Below are 20578 nucleotides of genomic sequence, written 5' to 3'. Positions count from 1 at the left end.
AGGGGTTCGACTCAACGCACGCGACCACGCGACGCTCTGGCTACAATCACGCAAACACCACCGGATGGAACGCCATGACCGAGATCCTGATCGGCCGCAACGACAGCACCAGCGTCAGTCTTGACCCGCACTACGGCAACCGCCACGGCATGATCGCCGGCGCCACCGGCACCGGCAAATCGGTCTCGCTGATGGTGCTGGCCGAAGGGTTCTCGCGGCTCGGCGTGCCATGCTTCCTGGCCGATGCCAAGGGTGACCTGGCCGGCCTGGCGATGGCCGCCGGCGAGCCGGGTGACAAGCTCAAGGCGCGGCTGGCCAGGCTCAAGCTCACCGACTGGAAGGCGCAGGCCAACCCGGTGGTGTTCTGGGACATCTACGGCAAGCTCGGCCACCCGGTGCGCGCCACCGTCAGCGAGATGGGCCCGACCCTGCTCGGCCGCGTGCTGGAATTGAACGACACCCAGGAAGGCGTGCTCGAAGTGGTGTTCAAGGCCGCCGACGACCAGGGCTGGCTGCTGCTGGACCTGGCCGACCTGCGCGCCCTGCTCACCTACGCCGCCGAAAATGCCAAGGCGCTGTCCACCCAGTACGGCCTGATCAGCACGCAGAGCATCGCGGCAATCCAGCGCGCGCTGCTGAAACTCGAAAGTGACGGCGCCGACCAGTTCTTCGGCGAGCCGGCGCTGGAACTGGCCGACCTGATGCGCCAGGACATGAGCGGCCGCGGCATCATCAACGTGCTGGCCGCCGACCAGCTGATCATGAAGCCGCGGCTGTACTCCACCTTCCTGCTGTGGCTGCTGTCCGAGCTGTTCGAGCAGCTGCCCGAAGTCGGCGACCTCGACCAGCCCAAGATGGTGTTCTTCTTCGACGAGGCGCACCTGCTGTTCGACGACGCCTCGCCTGCCCTGCTGCAGCGGGTGGAACAGGTGGTGCGGCTGATCCGCTCCAAGGGCGTGGGCGTGTACTTCTGCTCGCAGAACCCCGACGACGTGCCCGGCGTGATCCTCGGCCAGCTCGGCAACCGCATCCAGCACGCCCTTCGCGCGTTCACCCCGCGTGACCAGAAGGCGGTCAAGGCGGCGGCGGAAACCTTCGTCGTCAACCCGAAGCTCGACGTCACCGAGGCCATCACCAAGCTGGCCGTGGGCGAGGCACTGGCCTCCACTCTGGCCAATGGCGGCGTGCCCACGCCGGTGGAACAGGTGCTGGTGACCACGCCGTGCTGCCGCATCGGCGCGATCACCGACGCGGAGCGCGGCACCATCCGCCAGCGCTCGCCGGTGGGCGCGAAATACGACACTGCCGTCAATCGCGAATCGGCCGCCGAGATGCTGGCCAGGCGCGCCGGGGAAAAGGCCGCCGATGCCGCCACCGTGGCGGCCGATGCGCCGGCCAAGGGCGCCGCGAAGGAAGCGGAAAGCGGCTGGGGCGGCGCGGTGCACGACGCCCTGTTCGGCACCAAGCGCCGCCAGGGCATGATCGAGACCATGGGCAAGCAGATGGTGCGCACCGCGGGCAGTCAGCTCGGCCGGCAGATCCTGCGCGGCGTGCTGGGCGGCATCTTCGGCGGCAAGCGTTGAGGCGCGTTGCTGCGTGAGCCGCTGGCGACCACCCTCACCCGGCTCCACCGCGATCATCACCCGCGAGGGCTTCGAACGGCTCAAGGCCGAACTCGATCATCTGTGGCACGTGCGCCGGCCGGAGGTGGTCAAGGCGCTGGCCGCGGCAGCGGCCGAGGGTGACCGCTCGGAGAATGCCGAGTACACCTATCGCAAGAAGCAGCTCGGCGAAATCGATCGCCGGGCGCGCTATCTCAGCAAGCGCATCCCTGCGCTGAAGGTGGCCGAAGGCGCACCGGCCGATCGCCGCGCGGTGTTCTTTGGCGCGCACATCGAGCTGGAGAACACCGACACCGGCGAGCTCGTCCGCTACCGCATCGTCGGCCCGGACGAGACCGATGCACGGCGTGGCTTCATCAGCATCGATTCGCCGCTGGCGCGGGCGGTGCTGAAACGGCGCGTCGAGGACGAATTCGTGGCGGAGCTTCCCGGTGGCCCCACGGAGTTCGCGATCGTCACCGTGAGTTACGCCGACGACGGGGTCTGAACGGCAATCCGGATGGCCCGCCAGCCTATTGGCCGTCTGCATCCCCATGCGGCGACAGCAACCGCAAGGCCTGCCGATGTTCCTGCTCGATCTTCGCCAGTCGATTCTGCAGGGCTTGCGGGCTGATCCATTGACCGTGGCTGGCCTGTTGCCGCAACAGCGTGTACTGCATGTCGACAAACGGCGTCAGCACGCGACTGTCCACCGCCACGAAGCCGCCGAGATCCGGAATGCGCGCCAGCGCGGCGCGCTCCCGCTCGCCCGCGTCGCCGCGCGACTTGCCGTAGCCGAGCAGGATCGCGGTGAGTTTCTGGCGCAACCGCCGGGACATGCCGTCGCGGATCACCAGCACGCCGGAGGGAATCAGCTGCGAACGCCAGATCACCCGGAGCTGGGCCGCTTCGCGGGGAAAGTTGCGACGGAACAGATCCATGTCGGGGTTGTTGCTGCTGGTCACGTCCGCCTCTCGATTGACCACGGCCAGCAGGTTGCTCTGGTGATCGCCCACCCGAACGCTGGCGAAAAAGGTGTCCGAGTTGAGTCCCTTCGGCGCGAAGACATAGGCCTCGGGCGCGATGTAGCCGGTCACCGACAGGTGCTCGCTGCGGGCGTAACGCCAGCCCTGGCCGGGCGTGGCGAGCAGGTCGTCGAGGTTGCGGATCGGGCTGTCGTCGCGCACCACCAGGGTGGCCACGTTGCCTCGCGCACCGTCGCTGCGCTGGAACTGCGCGAACACCTGCATGTTCTGCCGGGTCACCGCCTCGACGGCCAGCCGGCCGGACAGGAATGCGACGTCGACCCGCTGGCCGCCGATCGCGCTGGACAGGCTGGCATAACTGCCCACCGAGACCGTGACCACCTCGCGGTGCAGTCGCCGGCTGACGTCATCCAGCAGGGGACGCCATTGCTCGAGGGACTCGGCGGCGCTGCCGATCGGCAGGATGCCGAAACGGATCGGTGTCTCCGCGGGAGCAGGCACCTTCGCCGCCGCTGCAGGGCCAATGCCGACCAGCGCCATGCACAGCGCCACGACCAGTGACATCAACCAGCGTCTGCCCCGCCGATGGCACCACCAAGCGCTTGCGATGGCCAATGCCGTGCACTCCCCGAGCCGCGTCCCGATGCACTGTATATAGTCGTGATCGGCCGGCGGGGCAAGGCGTGGGCTCAGGCCTGGCCCGCCACGAAGGGCGGCGGATAATGGCGCCCCGCGCGACGCGGCTGATAGCAGGGCGTGCTCAGATGGAAGGCTTCATCGGCGCTGTGCTCGCCCCAGCCCGGCAGTCCGGACAGCGGCAGCGGTCGCAGTTCGAGCGGATCATTCAACAGCTGGCCGGCGCGGATGGCCGTGGCGCACGCCGCCGCCAGATCGCTCCCGGCGTCGGCATGAAACACCAGTGCCTTGGCCACCAGCAGCTTGCCCGGGTTCAACGCCAGCTCCAGCAGGGCGTGACCGAACAGCTCCAGCCTGATCGTTCCGTCCAGCCAGGCCTGCCGCCTGCGCCAGAACAGGCCGTGCCAGTCATGGGCATCCCACAGCTCCAGCAGCGAGGGATCGCGGGTGCCCACCATGACGCCGCCCTCGTCGAAGTGGGTCAATGCATATTGGGCGCGCGAACGACGCTTGGGACCCATCCGTGCGATCTCGACAACCTGGCGATCGTTGAGCGCCTGTTTCAGGCCGGCATGGCGCAGCCAGACCAGCGCGTTGAGAAGGTCGTGCCAGTTGCCTTCACGGGTGGCGATCTGGCCACGCTCGGCGATGCGCTGTTCGTAATGCAGGCCGTCGCCCAGCAAGGAGGCGGTTTGCGCCACGAATCGCGGGCGGCTGTCGTCAGGCCAGTGTCGGTTCAACGCGTCGATCGGTGGCCAGCGCGCGCCTTCGAGCAGATCGGCCCATTCGCGCCAGGCCGCCAGTGGCATCCGCGCGAACACCGCCGGATCGACGCAGTCGCGAGCCGGCGCGACGTAGCGCATGGCGGGTACTAGACGACCGTGAGCTGCGGATGGGCCAGCCGTGCGTGCAGGTCGTGCTCGCTGGCCGACTCCACCACCACCTCGACGAACTGGCCCGGACGCAGCGCCTGGCCGTCGGCGATCAGCACGCTGCCGTCGATCTCCGGCGCATCGGCGGCCGAACGCGCGACCGCACCATCGGCGCCGGCCTCGTCGACCAGCACCTTGATCGTGCGGCCGATCTTGCGCTGCAGTTTCGCCGCGGAGATTTCCGCCTGCACCGCCATGAACTGTTCCAGCCGGTCTTCCTTCAGCTCCTCGGAGACCGGGTCGGGCAGCTCGTTCGCCTTCGCGCCATCGACCGGCGAATAGGCGAACGCCCCCACGCGATCGAGCTCTGCCTCGCGCAGGAAGTCCAGCAGCTCCTCGAACTCCGCCTCGGTCTCGCCGGGGAAGCCGACGATGAAGGTGCTGCGGATGGTCAGGTCCGGCACCTGCCTGCGCCAGTTCTGGATGCGCTCCAGCGTCCGGTCGATGTTGCCCGGGCGCTTCATCAGTTTCAGGATGCGCGGGCTGGCGTGCTGGAACGGGATGTCCAGGTACGGCAGCAGCTTGCCGGCTGCCATCAGCGGCATCACCTCGTCCACGTGCGGATACGGATAGACGTAGTGCAGGCGCGCCCACGCGCCAAGTTCAGACAGGCCTTCGCACAGCTCGGTCATGCGCGTGCGATACGCCTTGCCGCGCCACTCGCGCTCGGCGTATTTCAGGTCCACGCCGTAGGCGCTGGTGTCCTGCGAGATCACCAGCAATTCCTTCACGCCGCCCTTGACCAGGCGCTCGGCCTCCAGCAGCACCTCGTCGACCGGTCGCGAGACCAGGTTGCCGCGCATAGAGGGAATGATGCAGAAGCTGCAGCGGTGATTGCAGCCTTCGGAAATCTTCAGGTAGGCATAGTGCTTCGGGGTCAGCTTCACGCCCGTGTCCGGCACAATGTCGATGAACTTGTTGCGCACCGGCGGCAGCGCCTTGTGCACCGCCGTCATCACGCTGGCGTAGTCCTGCGGGCCGCTGACCGACAGCACGTCCGGATATGCCTCGCGGATCAGCGCCTCGCGCTTGCCCAGGCAACCGGTGACGATGACCTTGCCGTTTTCGTTGAGCGCCGTGCCGATCGAATCCAGCGACTCCTGCACCGCCGCGTCGATGAAGCCGCAGGTATTCACCACCACCGCGTCGGCCTCGTTGTAGCTGGGCACGATCTGGTAACCCTCGACCTTCAGCTGGGTAAGGATGCGCTCGGAATCGACCAGCGCCTTGGGGCAGCCGAGGCTGACGAAACCGATCTTGTGCGAAGCCTGGGACATGGCAGGGTTACCGTGAAAAGCTGCGGGGCAACAGGCGATTATACGGGAACGGGGAATGGGGAATGGGGAATGGGGAATGGGGAACGGCCGGAGCATCGCCGCCTTCGCGTTCGCCGTTGTTCCCTGTTCCCTGCTCGCCACAATGCCTAGAATCGACTTCCCCCACAGGAGCCGCACCATGGGCCAGTCCATCAACATCCCCACCTCCGGCACGCAGTGCATCGGCGCCTACCTGGCCCAACCGGCGGGCACGCCGAAGGGCGGCATCGTGGTGATCCAGGAAATCTTCGGCGTCACCGCGCACATCCGTGACCTGGCCGACCGCTTCGCCGGCTACGGCTATACCGCGATCGCGCCCGCGTTCTTCGACCGGCTGGAGAGCGGCGTCGAATTGCCCTGTGACATGGTCGGCGCGAATCGCGGCAAACAGCTGGTGGCGGAACTGGGGCTCGAGCGCGCGCTCGAGGACGTGGCCAGCGCCGCCGAATCGATCAGCTCGGCCGGCAGGATCGGCACGGTCGGCTATTGCTGGGGCGGCACCGTCGCCCTGCTCGCCGCACTGCGCCTGGGGCTGCCGTCAGTGAGCTATTACGGCGCGCGCAACCTGCCGTTCCTGCGCGAAACACCGAAGGCGCCGGTGATGTTCCACTTCGGCGAAAAAGACCAGAGCATCACGGCCGAAGCGGTGGCGAAGCATCGCGAGGCGTTGCCGCAAATGGACACCTTCACCTATCCGGCCGACCACGCGTTCAACCGCGATGGCAGCCCGAACTACCACGAGGCCAGCGCCCGGCTCGCACTGCAGCGCACGCTGGCCTTCTTCGACCAGCACCTGGCCGGCGCATGAGCGCCGCAGACTTCATCCTCGACCCGCGGCTGGCGGCCGACACGCATCCGGTCACCTCGCTGCCGCTGTGTGACATCCTGCTGATGGATGATGCGCGCTACCCGTGGCTGATCCTGGTGCCACGCCGAGCCGGTCTGGTCGAGGTCGGCGACCTCGGCAGCCACGAGCAGGCCCTGCTGTGGCAGGAGGTGGCCCGCGCGGGCGCTGCGCTTCGTGCCGTGGCACCATTCGACAAGCTCAACCTGGGCGCCCTGGGCAACATCGTGCGACAACTGCATGTGCACGTGGTCGGGCGCCGCGATGGTGACGCCGCCTGGCCCGGACCGGTATGGGGAAACGGCAAGGCTGAAGCTTACGAGGCGGCCACGCGCACGGCGCTGATCAATGACCTGCGCCCGGCACTGACCCGGACAGAGTAGTCCGGGCAGCTCCAGCGTTACTGTTGCTGCTGCTGTCGTTGCTGCTGCTGTTCCACCGCGCTGCTGCCCGCCGCATCTTTGCCTTCCAGGCGATCAGGCATGGTCACCGGCCCGCGATAGTCTTCAAGGTTGCGAGCCTTCACCACAACCGGGTTGATTTTCGTCAGCGTGCCGTCATCGTCGTAGTAAACGGTGAAGCCATAATCCAGTTGCATCCGCGCCATGTACTGCAAGTGTTGCTTGCGGACTTTCGAGTCGTCGCTGCGCTCGAGCAGAATCGTCTTCGGCAGCTTGCCCTGATCCTTCAGATAAGCGAAGTGGCTGCCCGTATCCAGTGCCGACAACACCGCGCCATCGACCAAGAACTGCCCGCTCTTGTAGGCCTTGATGGTGGTATCGAACTGGCCCTGCATCGAAGCCGTACCCGCCGCGTCCCTGGTATCACCTCGATGGCAGCCCGCGAGCACGAGCAAACCGCCCAACATGAGCACAGCCGCGGCACGTCTCAGCAGTATGGAAAAACGGATCATGCGGGTCTCCTTGCAATCAAACGACTGAATCGGTGGGAGTGTAGCGCGGCTTGATGCGACGGCACGACTCGCGTATCCGCTGGCCAGCCTCCGCATTCAGGTACGCGGCAAGGTCACGCCCTGCTGGCCCTGGTACTTGCCGCCGCGGTCCCTGTAACTGGTTTCGCATTCCTCGTCGGATTCGAGGAACAGCATCTGCGCCACGCCTTCGTTGGCGTAGATCTTTGCGGGCAGCGGCGTGGTGTTGGAGAACTCCAGCGTCACGTGGCCCTCCCACTCCGGCTCCAGCGGCGTCACGTTGACGATGATGCCGCAGCGCGCGTACGTGCTCTTGCCCAGGCAGATCGTCAGCACCTTGCGCGGGATGCGGAAGTATTCGACCGTGCGCGCCAGCGCGAACGAATTGGGCGGGATGATGCACACGTCAGCCTCCACGTCGACGAAGCTGGTCGGATCGAACGACTTCGGATCGACGATGGTGGAGTTGATGTTGGTGAAGATCTTGAACTCGCGGGCGCAGCGCACGTCATAGCCGTAGCTCGACGTGCCGTAGGAAATCAGCTTGCTGCCGTCGCGCAGCTTCACCTGGCCCGGCTCGAACGGCTCGATCATGCCGTGGCTCTCGGCCATGCGGCGGATCCACTTGTCGGGTTTGATGCTCACGCTGTCTCCGCTGGTTGGCTCGGCGGCCCGGAACGGCCCGCGCAGTCGGCAAAAATACACGGTCAGGGCATCGCGGCGCCAGCCGAAGCCCGTCAATGCATCGCCAGTGCTTCCACCAGCAACCGCAGCGCCGCCTGCAATTCGGCGCAGCGGTCGGCATTTTCCAGCACCTGCGTCACCGAGCAGCCGGCACCAGGCAAGGCCACCATCACCGGCTGGGCCGCCAGCAGCTGCGCGGACATGGTGGTGAGGATTTCGGCCAGCGCCTCCTGCGCGTGATACGAGCCACGCGCCGCCGTGTTCAGCAGCAACACCGGCTTGCCGGGGAAGTCCGGGCTGCCGACCAGCCAGTCCAGCAGATTCTTGAACGCGCCGGGCACGCCGTGGGCGTACTCGGGACAGGCGATCAGCAAGGCGTCCGCCGAGTCCACCGCTTCGCGCAATTCGGCAACCGCGGGCGGCAGCGGATCGGTCTCCGCATCGGGATTGAACAACGGCAGGTCGCCGAGCCCCCTGTAGAGCAACAGCTCCAGCGTCGATGGCGCCAGCCGGTACGCCGCCTCAAGCGCCGCCGAATTCGACGACACGCGGCGCAGGCTGCCGGACAGGCACAACACCTGCGCCGCCACCCTCATGCCGCGGGCACGCCCTGCACCACGATCTTGCCCAGGCCCAGCGACTTGTTGCGCGGTTGCCGCGACAACCGTCCCGCCGCATTGCGGGCAATCTCGCGATAGCGCATGGCGAGCTCGGATTCGGGCATTGCCGCCACCGTGGGATTGCCGCTGTCGGCCTGCTCGCGGATGCGGATGTCCAGCGGCAGCGAACCGAGATAGGCCGCGCCGTACTGGCTGGCCATGCGCTCGCCGCCACCTTCGCCGAAGATGTTCTCCTCGTGGCCGCAGTTGGAGCAGACGTGGGTGGCCATGTTTTCCACCACGCCCAGCACCGGCACCTCGACCTTCTCGAACATCTTGAGCGCCTTGCGCGCGTCGAGCAGGGCGATGTCCTGCGGCGTGGTGACGATCACCGCGCCAGCCACCGGCACCTTCTGCGACAGCGTGAGCTGGATGTCGCCGGTGCCCGGCGGCAGATCGACGATCAGATAGTCGAGCTGCTCCCAGCGGGTGTCGGTAAGCAGTTGCATCATCGCCTGGGTGACCATCGGGCCGCGCCAGATCATCGGCGTGTCTTCTTCCACCAGGAAGCCGATCGACATCACCGGCATGCCGTGCGCCTGCATCGGCAGGATGCTCTTGCCGTCAGGCGAGGCCGGCTTGCCGTGCACGCCGAGCATGGTCGGCTGGCTGGGGCCGTAGATGTCCGCGTCCATCACGCCGACCTTCGCACCCTCGGCCTGCAGCGCCAGCGCCAGGTTGGCCGACACCGTGGACTTGCCCACGCCCCCCTTGCCTGACGCCACCACGATGATGTTCTTCACGTTCGGCAGCGGCCCCAGCGTGCCTTGCACCTTGTGCACGTGGACGCGGCTGGTGACCGACACGGAGGCCGATTCGATCGCCGGATCGGCCTCCAGTGCCAGGCGCACCCGGCCGACGATGGCGTCGATGGCGCCGGCCGCCGGATAGCCCAGTTGCAGGTCCACCGACACCTTGCCGCCGTCCACGCCGACGGCGCGCACGGCTTCGCCCAGCGACGCGCCGGTGTGGGTATCGATGAGGCCGCCAAGGATCTGGCGGACCAGGGCTTCGTTCGCCTGTGTCATGTCTGCTCGGGGATTTGCGGGGCCGCCATTATGCCAGCCCGCCGGCCACGGTCGGCTGACCCAGATCAGCGCGAACCGGCCGTGGCCGGCGCGCCGCGGGGCGCCGCAAGCATTTGCGCAATGCAGCTTGACGGCTTTCCCCATCCTCGCCAGTCTCCCATCCATACGCTTTCGTACGGGAGGAACACCATGAAGCACGCATTTCGTTGGGTCATCGCCGCCAGCCTGCTGTTTGGCGCCGGTACCGTAATGGCAGCCAATGACACCCCGGTCGGCACCTGGAAGACCATCGACGACGAGTCCGGCCAGGCCAAGTCGATCGTCGAGATCACCGACAACAACGGCGAATTGCAGGCGCACATCGTCAAGCTGCTCAATCGCAGCCCGGAAGACATCGCCCGCGACGGCGCCGTGGCGATGTGCCGCAAATGCGACGGCGAACGCAAGGACAAGCCGGTCGAAGGCATGAACATCATGTGGGGCGTGCACCGCGACGACGACGTCTGGGATGGCGGCAGGATCCTCGACCCGAAGTCCGGCAAGATCTACAAGGTGAAACTGTCGATGCTCGACGGCGGCCAGAAGCTCAATGTGCGCGGTTACATCGGCTTCTCGTGGGTCGGCCGCAGTCAGACCTGGGAACGCCAACCCTGAGCCCCATCGGCAAGTGCTCCACGAAAGCGCGCTCCGGCGCGCTTTTTCTTTGCGGCAGGCCCGCTACCAACGCATGGCGATTTGGACGGCCATGCCATAATGCGCAGTCATCCCGGAGTGCACGCCCACCATGAGTCGCCGCCTGCTCGTCACCAACGCCCTGCCCTACGCCAATGGCCCGCTGCACATGGGCCACCTGCTGGGCTACATCCAGGCCGACATCTGGGTGCGCGCGCAGCGGATGAGCGGCAACGAAGTCGCCTATGTCTGCGCCGACGATGCCCACGGCACGCCGATCATGCTGGCGGCCGAAAAGGCCGGCATGACCCCGGAGAACTACATCGAAGGCATCCGCCAGGGCCACGAGGCGGACTTCGCCGCCTTCGGCGTGGCGTTCGACCACTACCACACCACCCATTCCGACGAGAACCGCGAGCTGGCCACGCTGATCTACACGCGCCTGCGCGATGCCGGCAGCATCGCCCGGCGCAGCATCCAGCAGCTGTTCGATCCGGAAAAGCAGATGTTCCTGCCGGACCGCTACATCAAGGGCACCTGCCCGGTCTGCAAGACACCGGACCAGTACGGCGACAACTGCGAGAACTGCGGCGCCACCTACGCGCCGACCGACCTGATCAATCCCTATTCGGTGATGTCCGGCGCCACCCCGGTGCTGCGCGACTCGGAGCACTACTTCTTCGAGCTGGGCAAGTTCGAGGGCCTGCTGCGCGACTGGTTCGCCGGCGCGTTCACCGGCGGCAAGCCAGTGGCCAACAGCGGCGTGGCCGCGAAGCTGCGCGAATGGCTGGACGGCGGCCTGAAGGACTGGGACATCTCGCGCGACGCGCCTTATTTCGGCTTTCCGATCCCCGATGCGCCGGGCAAGTTCTTCTACGTGTGGCTGGATGCGCCGGTCGGCTACCTGGCCAGCTTCAAGGCGTTGTGCGACCGGACCGAGCTGCAGTTCGACGACTTCCTCGCCGCCGACAGCAACGCCGAGATGCATCACTTCATCGGCAAGGACATCATCAACTTCCACGGCCTGTTCTGGCCCGCGATGCTGCACGGCGCCGGTTTCCGCACGCCCACCGCGCTGCACGTCAACGGCTACCTCACGGTGAACGGCGCGAAGATGTCCAAGTCGCGCGGCACCTTCATCCAGGCGCGCACCTATCTCGATTCGGGCCTGCATCCGGAGTTCCTGCGCTACTACTTCGCCAGCATGCTCAACGAGACGCCGGTCGACGTGGATCTCGACCTCAAGGCCTTCGAGGAGCGGGTCAACTCGCACCTGGTCGGCAAGTGGGTGAACATCGCCAGCCGCACCGCCGGCTTCGTGCACAAGTTCTTCGACGGCCGCCTGGCCGCGCAGTTCGGCACCGAGGAAGCGGACCTGTGGAACAGCCTGCTGGAGCACTACGACGGCGTGGCCGAACTCTACGACAGCGGCGAATTCGCCGAGGTGACCCGCCGCTTCGTGCTGATGGCCGACATCGTCAACGGCCACATCGCCGCCAAGGCGCCATGGACGATGGCCAGGGACGAGGCCCAGCGCGAGGCACTGCACCAGGTCTGTTCGTTTGCACTGGGCGCGTTCCGCCTGCTGGCCGGCATGCTCAAGCCGATCCTGCCGGCCACGGTCGGCGCTGCCGAGAAATTCCTGGCCGCACCCATCGTCGACTTCGACGACGCCCGCAGCAGCCTGCACAATCACACCATCGAGCCATTCGAGGCGCTGATGGGCCGCATCGACCCCAGGCTCATCGAGGCGATGATCGAATCGTCGAAGGATTCACTCGGCGCCCCTGCCGAAGCCCCCAAAACCCCGAAGAAGAAACCCATGACCGAAGACCCCAAGCCTGCCGCATCGAATCCGGCGCCGCAGAACGCCGACGCCGGCATCATCGGCATCGACGACTTCGCCAGGCTCGACCTGCGCATCGGCAAGGTCAGCGCGTGCGAATTCGTCGAGGGTTCGGACAAGCTGCTGCGCTTCGAACTCGACGCCGGCCCGCTGGGCACGCGGCAGATCTTCTCCGGCATCCGCGCGGCCTACGCCGAGCCGGAAAAGCTGGTCGGCCGCAACGTGGTGTTCATCGCCAACCTGGCGCCGCGCAAGATGCGCTTCGGCCTGTCCGAGGGGATGATCCTGTCCGCCGGCGACGGCGGCAGCGACCTGTTCCTGCTCGACGCCGACCAGGGCGCGAAGCCCGGCGCCACCGTCCGCTGAATCGGTCAGGCAAAGCCGCACGCCCGCCAGCTTTTGCCGTGCGCCATGCCCGCCCGCTACTGCTTCGTGTAAGTCACGAAGAATCCGACCAGGTCGCCGTTCTCGTCGTACGGCGCCATGTCCACGTAGCGGTAGCCACGCGCGGCGTAGTCGGCGTGCGACTTGGTCAGCTGATTCGCCATGTGCTTCTTGCGGAAACCCAGGGTGGCATCGACGAACACGGTCACCGTGTCGCCCGCGACTTCGGACGACGCCGCCTGCGCGGGGGCGGCATGGGTCAGCACGATCGCGCCACCGGCGCCCAGCACGGCGGCAAGCAACAACGAAGCGGGAAACGACGATTTCATGGCGACACTCCAGGCGGCGGCAATTGCGTGACAATGGGCGCCGATTATCGCCCGCCCCACCATCGCGCATGAGTGATCCCGTCACCCTTCTCGCTGACCGCATCGACGCCGTGCTGCCGCAGACCCAATGCGAGCAATGCGGCTACCACGGCTGCCGGCCGTATGCGGAAGCGATCGCCCGCGACGAGGCGCCGATCAACCGGTGCCCGCCAGGCGGCGGCGCCGGCATCGAAAAGCTGGCCACCCTGCTCGATCGCCCCGCCCTGCCACTCGATCCCGACTGCGGCATCGAACATCCGCGCACGCTGGCGCGCATCGTCGAGGCCGACTGCATCGGCTGCACCAAGTGCATCCAGGCTTGCCCGGTCGACGCCATCATCGGCGCCTCGAAGCTGATGCACACCGTGGTGGCGGACGACTGCACCGGTTGCGAACTGTGCGTGCCGGCCTGCCCGGTCGACTGCATCGTGCTCGAACCGATGCCGCCCGCGCAGATCGATGTCGCCCATGCCGATGCGGCGCGCGAACACTTCCGGCGCCGTGAAGCGCGCCTCGAACGCCAGCGCGCCGAACGCGAGACCGAACTGGCGGCGCGCAAGCTTGCCGTGGAAGCGGCGGCCGGACCGGTGAACCCGGTGCAGGCCGCGCTGGCCCGCGCCAGGGCGAAGCAGCAGGAGTCGACACCGTGAAGCGCGCCGAGGTGATCGAACTGTTCTCGCGGCTGCGCGAACTGGACCCGCATCCCACCACCGAACTGGCGTACACCACGCCGTTCGAACTGTTGGTGGCGGTGGTGCTATCGGCGCAGGCCACCGACGTCGGCGTCAACAAGGCCACCCGCAAACTCTATCCGGTGGCGAACACGCCGCAGGCCATCCTGGCCCTGGGCGAGGAAGGACTGAAGCGCTACATCAGCACCATCGGCCTGTTCAACGCCAAGGCGAAGAACGTGATTGCGCTGTGTCGGCTGCTGATCGAGCAGCATGACGGCGAGGTGCCGCGCACCCGCGAGGCGCTGGAAGCGCTGCCCGGCGTGGGCCGCAAGACCGCCAACGTGGTGCTCAACACCGCCTTCGGCGTACCGACCATCGCGGTGGACACGCACATCTTCCGCGTCTCCAACCGCACCGGCCTGGCCCCGGGCAAGGACGTGCGTGCGGTCGAGGACAAGCTGGAGAAAGTGGTGCCGGCCGAATTCAAGCAGGATGCCCATCACTGGCTGATCCTGCACGGCCGCTACGTGTGCAAGGCGCGCAAGCCCGATTGCCCGCACTGCGTGATCCGCGACTTGTGCCGGTACAGGGACAAGACGGCGGAGTGAGGAAGGAGCCGCGTTCCTCGCTCGTCACCCCGCCAACTGCGCCCGCTCCAGCGCCGCGATGTGCCGTTCCAGCCGCGGCCCCAGGTAGCAGTGCGAGCCGCATGGCAGCAGGCCGACTTCGCCGAACTCGCGCAAGTACCAGGCCGGCGCGCGCGAGACGAAACCCTGGTGGTCGCCGGCCACGTCGTCGCGACTGGTGAACACTTCGAGGAAGGCCACGCCTTCGAGCATTTCGCCGATGCCGTGCAGGCCGGCGCGGATTTCCGCCGGTTTCAGGTAGTGCAGCACGTCGGTGCACACGATCAGGTCGAAACGCTCGTCGAAGCGCAGGTATTCCAGCTGGCCGAAGCGCGCCAGTCCGATGTTGCGGCTGCGGCCGTAGCGCGCCACCACGTACTCGCTGGCGTCCAGGCCGCGGTAGGTGATCCCCGGCCGCAAGGCGCGCAGCGGCGCGCGCCAGGTCGCCTCGCCACAGCCCACGTCGAGCACGTTGCGGATCGGACGCCCCAGGTAATACTCGGCCTGCGCCACCACCATCGCCACCTTGCGCCGCAGTTCGGCCGCCGATGCCACGGAATGTCGCGGGTCGCGGTACCACTTGTCGAAATAGGCGCGGTCGTAGGTCTTGGTCATGCGGAGGTCCGGGCAAGCGTGGGCAGCGTCCATGGTATCCCGCCCGACCCGCCGATCCGGATGCGGCATCACTTTCTGCATGCGCTGCCGATGCCAGCATCCCCCCAGCTTTCGTCCCCGCCCCGAGGAGAACCCCATGCCCATGGTCCGCTTCCGCCTGATCGGCAGCCGCGCCGACGCCGATGCCGTCATCGCGACCCTGCACGGCCTCGATCGCATCGAGCACGTCGAGGAGATCGACGACCTGATCTCCGGGATGCGCGACGACTCCAGCTCCAGCGACTCGGTCAGCGACAGCGAAGGCCACGTCTACCGCATCGAAGTGGACACGCCCGATGACGGGGTCGCGGACGACGTGCGCGCCCGCGCCGAGGAGGCAGCCGGGGAAGCGGCCGCCGGCATCGAGTTCGTGGACGAGTTCTGAACGGCGGGAACCACGCCTGTGTCATCCGTTGGGCGGGCACGGCGTTGAAACCTTCTGTGGTGCCGTGACGCGCAGCGCCTCCCAGCCAAGGTTCCGCCATGCAACCCTCTTCTGCCCGATCTGAAGCTCGGCACCGCAGGTTCCATCGCCGCCTGCTTCCATTCACCGCGACCCTGCTGCTGTCGCTCGCCGCCTCGGCGCACGCGCCGGACTCCGCGGGCCGAGCACTGGCTCCTTCCGACGTGCGCTGGCTGCAGCGGGCGACCTTCGGCATCGACTCGGCCAGCTTGGCCAGCTACCGCAAACTCGGCCGCCAGCGCTGGCTCGATGTCCAGCTGGCCGATCACGACGACACGCTGCCGCCAGCCATCGCCCGCCTGATCGCCAGCTACCCGGCGATCAGCACGCCGCCGCAGGAACTGCTGGCCCAGGCCGCCGAAGCGCGGCGCCAGCTGAAGTCGATGCCTGAGGGCGACGCCAGGGTCGCCGCGAAGAAGAACCTGCAAAAACAGGCCCGTGCACTGGCCCAGCAGGCCCAACAGGCCGAACTGCTGCATGCGATCTACGGCAGCAACCCGCTGAAGGAGCAGGTCGTATGGTTCTGGCTCAACCACTTCAGCGTGTACGCGGCCAAGGGCCGCGTGCGCCTGGTTGCCGCCGACTATGAGGAACACGCGATCCGGCCGCATGCACTGGGCAAGTTCCGCGACCTGCTGCTGGCCACGCTGAAAAGCCCGGCGATGCTGGAATACCTCGACAACGCGAAGAACGTGAAGGGCAAGACCAACGAGAACTACGCCCGCGAGCTGATGGAGCTGCACGCGCTGGGCGTCGGCTCCGGCTACACCCAGCATGACGTGCAGCAACTGGCGCTGATCCTTACCGGCGCCGGCATCGCGCCGGCGGCACCACGCCGAGCCGGCCGCTTCGGCCGCACACGGCCGGGCTTCGTGCGCGACGGCCTGTTCGTGTTCAATCCGGACCGGCACGACTTCAGCGACAAGACCCTGCTCGGCCAGCGCATCCGCGGCAGCGGCTATCGCGAGATCGAGCAGGCGGTGGACCTGATCACCCGGCAACCGGCCTGCGCCCGTTTCGTCTCGCGCCAGCTGGCCGAATACTTCGTGGCCGACCAGCCACCGCCGGCCCTGATCGAAGCGATGGCGAAAACCTTCCAGCGCAGCGACGGCGACGTCGCCGCGGTCTTGCGCACGATGTTCGATTCGCCGGAGCTGACCGGCGGCGAGGCGGCCAAGTTCAAGGACCCCACCCGTTTCCTGGTTTCCGCGATGAAGCTCGCCTACGACGGGCAGCCGATCAGCAACGCGCAGCCGCTGGTCAACTGGCTCAACCAGATGGGCGAGCCGGTGTTCGGCCGGGTCACGCCCGACGGCTGGCCACTGGACAGCGCCAGCTGGTCGGGTTCGGGCCAGATGGCGACCCGATTCGACGTGGCCCGCGCGATCGGCAGTGGCCGCAACAAGCTGTTCATGACCGACACCGACGAGCCGAACCCGGCCACGCCGCGGGCACGCCCGGCCGTGCCCGCGCTGGACTCGCCGCTCTACCGCGCCGTGGTGGAACCGCGCCTGTCGCAAGCCACCCGGGTGGCATTGGGCAAGGCCACTTCGGCAGCGGAATGGAATACCTACCTGTTGTCGTCGCCGGATTTCAATTACCGCTGAGGTTCCCGCACAGCCATGATGAACCGTCGCCAATTCCTGCTCGCCGCCGCCTCCGCGGCAACCCTGCCCGCCCTGTCCTTCAGCGGCAACCTGTTCGCCGCGCCAGCCAGCTCGCCGCGCTTCCTGCTGGTGTTCCTGCGCGGCGGCTACGACTGCAACAACCTGCTGGTGCCCTGCGCCAGCGACTTCTATTACGAGTCACGACCTAGCCTGGCGATCGCCAGGCCCGACCCCGCCAATCCCGACAGCGCGATCGCGCTGGACGCGCAGTGGGGACTGAACCCGGTATTGCGCGAATCGCTGCTGCCGCTGTGGCAGCGCAAGCAGCTCGCCTTCGTGCCGTTCGCCGGCACCGATGACCTGTCGCGCAGCCACTTCGAGACCCAGAACAACATCGAATCGGGCCAGCCCACCGCACACCGTGGCAGCTTCCGTTCGGGCTTCCTGGCGCGATTGTCCGGCCAACTCAGCGGCGTGCCCGCGATCGCCTTCACCAAAAACCTGCCACTGAGTTTCCAGGGCGCCGGCAAGGACATCCCCAACATCTCGATGAAGGCCGATCCGAAGGCCCGCTTCAACGCGCGGCAGTCGACGATCCTCGGCGACATGTACAAGGGCACGCCGCTGGCCGCCGCCACCGCCGACGGGCTCGCGCTGCCGGCGTCGATCTCCGAGGACCTGCGCAACGAGATGGTCAAGGCCAGCGGCGGCGCGCCCAGCGCCCGCAGCTTCGCCACCGAGACGCGACGCATCGCCACCCTGATGCGCGACCAGTACCGGCTGGGTTTCGTCGATGTCGGCGGCTGGGACACCCACGTCAACCAGGGCAGCGTCAGCGGCGGCCTGGCCAACAACCTGCGCAACCTGGGCGAAGGCCTGGCCGCCTATGCCGACGCCCTGGGCGACGAATGGAACAACACCGTCGTGGTGGTGCTGTCCGAGTTCGGCCGCACCTTCCGCGAGAATGGCGACAAGGGCACCGACCATGGCCACGGCACCGTGCACTGGGTGCTGGGCGGCAAGGTCAACGGCGGCCGCATCGCCGGCGAACAGGCGGCGGTGAACGCCGCCGGCCTGCTGCAGAATCGCGACTACCCGGTGCTCAACAACTACCGCGACGTCCTGGGCGGCTTGCTGGCGCGAACCTGGGCGCTGTCGAACAAGCAGTTGCAGAGCGTCTTCCCGCAGGCCAGACCGCGCGACCTGCGGCTGGTCTGACCGGCGCCCGGGCGTTCAGTCAGTCGTGCGCGGCACCAGCATGTGCTTGGCGATGTAACCATGCAGCCGGCCCAGGCCGCGCGCCAGATGCAGGGTGGCGAACAGCAGCACGATGCCGATCACGCACATCGCGATCGCGTCGCCCCAACCCGGCGCGTGCGCGCCGAAGCCCCAGTCCACGAGAACCTGGTGGTTCACGTACAGCCCGGTCATCCAGTCGTTGTGGAACATCATCGCCAATGGCGCGCCGATGAAGGCGACGGATACGCTGAGCAAGGTCACCGCGAGCGTGAAATACACGATGCCCAGCGGCAGCATCAGCCACATGTAGCAGAGCGTGGTCCAGGTGTGCACGTCGGTGAACATGCGACCGATGCGCCGCATCAGGCTCATGCCCTGGGTGGGATACACCGGCCGCCGCGGCATGCGCATGCCCAGCATCGCCTCCACGATGCGCCCCTCGACCAGCGACAACACGCGCACGCTGCCGAAGAACAGCACGATGAACGGCAGGCCGATGATCAGCACCGACAGACCTGCCGACAGCGACAGTCCGGTGACGGCCCAGGTGAAGTAGAAGATGCCCGTGGCCAGCGACAGCAGCATGTAGAACAGCGCGCCGTAGGTGCGTGGATCGGCCGCCACGCCGAAGAAGCGCCCCGCCAGCGAACGCCGCTTCGGCAGCGGCGGCGGGCGCAGTGCGCGCTGGATGCGGATTTCCTGATCACGATAGATCTCGGCCACCTCGTCCGGCGCGCCGTAGCTGCCCACCACGTGCTCCAGCATCGCCGCTTCGCCGCGTTCGGGCTGCTCGGCCAGTTCCGAGCGCAGGTGTTCCTCGGCGTCGTACAACGCATCCTGGATCAGGGCGGGGTCGGCGCCACGCAGGGCGGCGCGCAGTTGTTCAAGATACTCGGCGATGCTGCGTGGCGCGTTCATGACACCCCTCCTTGCAAGACGTTATCGACGGAATCGCGGGTGGCGTTCCACGCGGCGGTCCACTCGCGCAGGACTTCGCGCCCCGGCCTGGTGATGCGGTAATAGCGGCGCGGCGGCCCGCTGACGGACGGCTCGACTTCGCTGCCCAGCAGGCCGGCGGCTTCGAGATTGCGCAGCACCGGGTACAGCGCACTCTGCTTGCCGGCCAGCACGCCCTCGCCCACCTCTTCCAGCCGCTTGGCGATCTGGTAGCCGTACATCGGCTGGCGCGACTGCCCCAACACGGCCAGCAGCACCAGCGACACGGTGCCGCTGGAAAGCTCCTTCTGGAACTTCTTCAACTGGCTGACGCTGTCGTCCATCCCGCTCACCCGCACTGCCGCTTAGACTGATGTGAATCATAGTATTAAGTTGACACTAGTACATGGGCCTGAAGTCATGCCTGCGATCAACTGGTGGTGGCACTCTGCTAAGTTGCAGCCCTCGCCTATCGGTCACTCAAGGGGAATGCCATGCGTCGTCGCCATCTCATCGCCGGTCTCGCGCTGGCCAGCAGCCTGACCGCGTTGTCTGCCCTCGCTGCCGAGCAGGGCAAGCCCACGCCGACGACCAAGGAAATCCTGGCGAAATCCGCGCCGGCCGAATGGCGCAGGCCTGACCCGCAGAACCTGCTGGTGATGCAGCTACCGACGGGTCGCGTGGTGATCGAGCTGGCCCAGGATTTCACCCCGCTGCATGCAGCGAACATTCGCACCCTGGTGCGCCAGCACTACTTCGACGGGCTGGCGATCATCCGCGTGCAGGACAACTTCGTCACCCAGTGGGGCGATCCGAACGACGACGAGAACGGCGACAAGGACAAGATCCGTTCACTGGGCAAGGCCAGCAAGACCCTGACGCCGGAGTTCAGCCGCGCGATCGCTGCGAAGCAGCCGTGGACGCCATTGCCGGATGGCGATGTCTACGCACCCGAAGTCGGTTTCAGCGGGGGCTTCCCGGTGGGCCGCGATCCGGCCAGCGGCCAGGAGTGGGTGGCGCACTGCTATGGCACGGTCGGCGTGGCGCGCGACGTGGCGCCGGACAGCGGCAGCGGCAGTTCGCTGTACGCGGTGATCGGCCAGGCGCGGAAACTGGATCACAACCTCGCCGTCGCCGGCCGCGTGCTGGAAGGCATGCCCCTGCTGTCCGGCCTGCCGCGCGGGCCCGAGCCGATGGGTTTCTATGCCGATCCCGCCCGCCGCACCCGCATCGAGTCGGTGCGCCTGGCCGCCGACATGCCGGCGCCGGAGCGACCGGCGATCGAGGTGCTGCGCACCGACAGCGCCAGCTTCGCGGCCCTGATCGATGCCAGTCGCCATGGCCACAATGCGTTCTACCCCGAGCCGGTGGGCAAGGTCGGCCTGTGCAGCCTCACCGTGCCGGTGCGCGACGCCAAACCGGTGCACTGAAGCCAGGGCGGGCGCACTCAAGGCCGCTGCCCGGATGAATCCCCGCTGACGCCGGCGGGGAC

General features: G+C 67.2%; 23 protein-coding genes. 12 read left to right on the top strand and 11 right to left on the bottom strand.

Annotated features, from left to right (window positions below; all coding sequences use genetic code 11):
- Positions 1-74: 74 nt before the first annotated feature.
- Complete coding sequence (locus ABNK63_RS06615; RefSeq protein WP_007805001.1) at positions 75-1583, top strand: helicase HerA-like domain-containing protein; 1509 nt, start codon at positions 75-77, stop codon at positions 1581-1583.
- Between the two features lie 13 nt (positions 1584-1596).
- Positions 1597-2109 carry a transcription elongation factor GreB gene (greB, locus tag ABNK63_RS06610; protein WP_007804999.1) on the top strand — a complete coding sequence of 171 codons (513 nt, stop codon included), beginning with the start codon at positions 1597-1599 and terminating at the stop codon, positions 2107-2109.
- A 25-nt stretch (positions 2110-2134) separates the two neighbouring features.
- Here greB and ABNK63_RS06605 read toward each other — a convergent pair whose 3' ends face one another.
- The 3 genes from ABNK63_RS06605 to rimO form a co-directional block, all read right to left on the bottom strand.
- A complete protein-coding gene (locus tag ABNK63_RS06605; protein ID WP_007804997.1) occupies positions 2135-3151 on the bottom strand; it encodes a phosphate/phosphite/phosphonate ABC transporter substrate-binding protein in 1017 nt (338 codons plus the stop codon).
- Between the two features lie 125 nt (positions 3152-3276).
- A complete protein-coding gene (locus tag ABNK63_RS06600) occupies positions 3277-4086 on the bottom strand; it encodes a DUF3025 domain-containing protein (protein ID WP_350017016.1) in 810 nt (269 codons plus the stop codon).
- 8 nt (positions 4087-4094) lie between these two features.
- On the bottom strand, positions 4095-5432 hold the full coding sequence (gene rimO, locus ABNK63_RS06595; protein WP_350017015.1) for a 30S ribosomal protein S12 methylthiotransferase RimO: 1338 nt from the start codon (positions 5430-5432) through the stop codon (positions 4095-4097).
- A 178-nt stretch (positions 5433-5610) separates the two neighbouring features.
- Here rimO and ABNK63_RS06590 point away from each other — a divergent pair, with 178 nt between their 5' ends.
- Together ABNK63_RS06590 and ABNK63_RS06585 are read left to right on the top strand one after the other, a co-directional pair.
- Entirely contained in the window at positions 5611-6279 is a 669-nt protein-coding gene (locus tag ABNK63_RS06590) for a dienelactone hydrolase family protein (protein ID WP_350017014.1), read from the top strand.
- Positions 6276-6698 (top strand): HIT domain-containing protein, encoded by a 423-nt coding sequence (locus ABNK63_RS06585; RefSeq protein ID WP_007804987.1) that lies wholly within the window; start codon positions 6276-6278, stop codon positions 6696-6698. Before ABNK63_RS06590 ends, ABNK63_RS06585 begins: the two co-directional genes overlap by 4 nt.
- Before the next feature lie 17 nt (positions 6699-6715).
- Here the strand turns inward: ABNK63_RS06585 and ABNK63_RS06580 are convergent, their stop codons facing one another.
- The 4 genes from ABNK63_RS06580 to apbC form a co-directional block, all read right to left on the bottom strand.
- On the bottom strand, positions 6716-7228 hold the full coding sequence (locus ABNK63_RS06580) for a hypothetical protein (RefSeq protein WP_040672673.1): 513 nt from the start codon (positions 7226-7228) through the stop codon (positions 6716-6718).
- A gap of 96 nt (positions 7229-7324) precedes the next feature.
- Positions 7325-7891 (bottom strand): dCTP deaminase, encoded by a 567-nt coding sequence (dcd, locus tag ABNK63_RS06575; protein WP_007804983.1) that lies wholly within the window; start codon positions 7889-7891, stop codon positions 7325-7327.
- A gap of 92 nt (positions 7892-7983) precedes the next feature.
- Positions 7984-8526 (bottom strand): NADPH-dependent FMN reductase, encoded by a 543-nt coding sequence (locus ABNK63_RS06570; protein ID WP_350017013.1) that lies wholly within the window; start codon positions 8524-8526, stop codon positions 7984-7986.
- A complete protein-coding gene (apbC, locus tag ABNK63_RS06565; protein WP_007804979.1) occupies positions 8523-9617 on the bottom strand; it encodes an iron-sulfur cluster carrier protein ApbC in 1095 nt (364 codons plus the stop codon). Before apbC ends, ABNK63_RS06570 begins: the two co-directional genes overlap by 4 nt.
- A 189-nt stretch (positions 9618-9806) precedes the next feature.
- Here apbC and ABNK63_RS06560 point away from each other — a divergent pair, with 189 nt between their 5' ends.
- On the top strand, positions 9807-10271 hold the full coding sequence (locus ABNK63_RS06560) for a DUF2147 domain-containing protein (RefSeq protein ID WP_007804976.1): 465 nt from the start codon (positions 9807-9809) through the stop codon (positions 10269-10271).
- 130 nt (positions 10272-10401) lie between these two features.
- The gene (gene metG / locus ABNK63_RS06555) at positions 10402-12501 is read left to right on the top strand and encodes a methionine--tRNA ligase (RefSeq protein WP_350017012.1); all 2100 of its coding nucleotides are present in this window, start codon (positions 10402-10404) and stop codon (positions 12499-12501) included.
- A 56-nt stretch (positions 12502-12557) separates the two neighbouring features.
- On the opposite strand, the gene ABNK63_RS06550 is transcribed toward metG, so the two are convergent.
- Complete coding sequence (locus ABNK63_RS06550) at positions 12558-12848, bottom strand: hypothetical protein (protein WP_350017011.1); 291 nt, start codon at positions 12846-12848, stop codon at positions 12558-12560.
- Between the two features lie 68 nt (positions 12849-12916).
- On the opposite strand from ABNK63_RS06550, the gene ABNK63_RS06545 reads away from it, so the two are divergent.
- Together ABNK63_RS06545 and nth are read left to right on the top strand one after the other, a co-directional pair.
- A complete protein-coding gene (locus ABNK63_RS06545) occupies positions 12917-13537 on the top strand; it encodes an RnfABCDGE type electron transport complex subunit B (protein ID WP_350017010.1) in 621 nt (206 codons plus the stop codon).
- Positions 13534-14169 carry an endonuclease III gene (gene nth / locus ABNK63_RS06540; RefSeq protein ID WP_007804966.1) on the top strand — a complete coding sequence of 212 codons (636 nt, stop codon included), beginning with the start codon at positions 13534-13536 and terminating at the stop codon, positions 14167-14169. The genes ABNK63_RS06545 and nth overlap by 4 nt, the downstream gene beginning before the upstream one ends.
- A gap of 24 nt (positions 14170-14193) precedes the next feature.
- Here the strand turns inward: nth and ABNK63_RS06535 are convergent, their stop codons facing one another.
- Entirely contained in the window at positions 14194-14802 is a 609-nt protein-coding gene (locus tag ABNK63_RS06535) for a class I SAM-dependent methyltransferase (protein WP_007804964.1), read from the bottom strand.
- Between the two features lie 136 nt (positions 14803-14938).
- Here ABNK63_RS06535 and ABNK63_RS06530 point away from each other — a divergent pair, with 136 nt between their 5' ends.
- The 3 genes from ABNK63_RS06530 (at position 14939) to ABNK63_RS06520 (ending at position 18129) form a co-directional block, all read left to right on the top strand.
- Complete coding sequence (locus tag ABNK63_RS06530; protein ID WP_007804962.1) at positions 14939-15226, top strand: hypothetical protein; 288 nt, start codon at positions 14939-14941, stop codon at positions 15224-15226.
- 98 nt (positions 15227-15324) lie between these two features.
- A complete protein-coding gene (locus ABNK63_RS06525) occupies positions 15325-16911 on the top strand; it encodes a DUF1800 domain-containing protein (RefSeq protein ID WP_350017009.1) in 1587 nt (528 codons plus the stop codon).
- Between the two features lie 18 nt (positions 16912-16929).
- On the top strand, positions 16930-18129 hold the full coding sequence (locus tag ABNK63_RS06520) for a DUF1501 domain-containing protein (protein WP_350017008.1): 1200 nt from the start codon (positions 16930-16932) through the stop codon (positions 18127-18129).
- A 15-nt stretch (positions 18130-18144) separates the two neighbouring features.
- Here the strand turns inward: ABNK63_RS06520 and ABNK63_RS06515 are convergent, their stop codons facing one another.
- Both ABNK63_RS06515 and ABNK63_RS06510 read right to left on the bottom strand, forming a co-directional pair.
- On the bottom strand, positions 18145-19068 hold the full coding sequence (locus tag ABNK63_RS06515) for a sensor domain-containing protein (protein ID WP_350017007.1): 924 nt from the start codon (positions 19066-19068) through the stop codon (positions 18145-18147).
- On the bottom strand, positions 19065-19430 hold the full coding sequence (locus ABNK63_RS06510; protein WP_350017006.1) for a PadR family transcriptional regulator: 366 nt from the start codon (positions 19428-19430) through the stop codon (positions 19065-19067). Before ABNK63_RS06510 ends, ABNK63_RS06515 begins: the two co-directional genes overlap by 4 nt.
- A 150-nt stretch (positions 19431-19580) precedes the next feature.
- Between ABNK63_RS06510 and ABNK63_RS06505 the strand changes: the two genes are divergently transcribed.
- A complete protein-coding gene (locus tag ABNK63_RS06505; RefSeq protein ID WP_350017005.1) occupies positions 19581-20516 on the top strand; it encodes a peptidylprolyl isomerase in 936 nt (311 codons plus the stop codon).
- Positions 20517-20578: the final 62 nt, after the last annotated feature.

The organism is Rhodanobacter sp. IGA1.0 (assembly GCF_040208325.1).
In the GTDB taxonomy this organism is placed as follows: Bacteria; Pseudomonadota; Gammaproteobacteria; order Xanthomonadales; family Rhodanobacteraceae; genus Rhodanobacter; species Rhodanobacter spathiphylli.
This window is presented reverse-complemented; position numbering and strand designations above follow the sequence as displayed.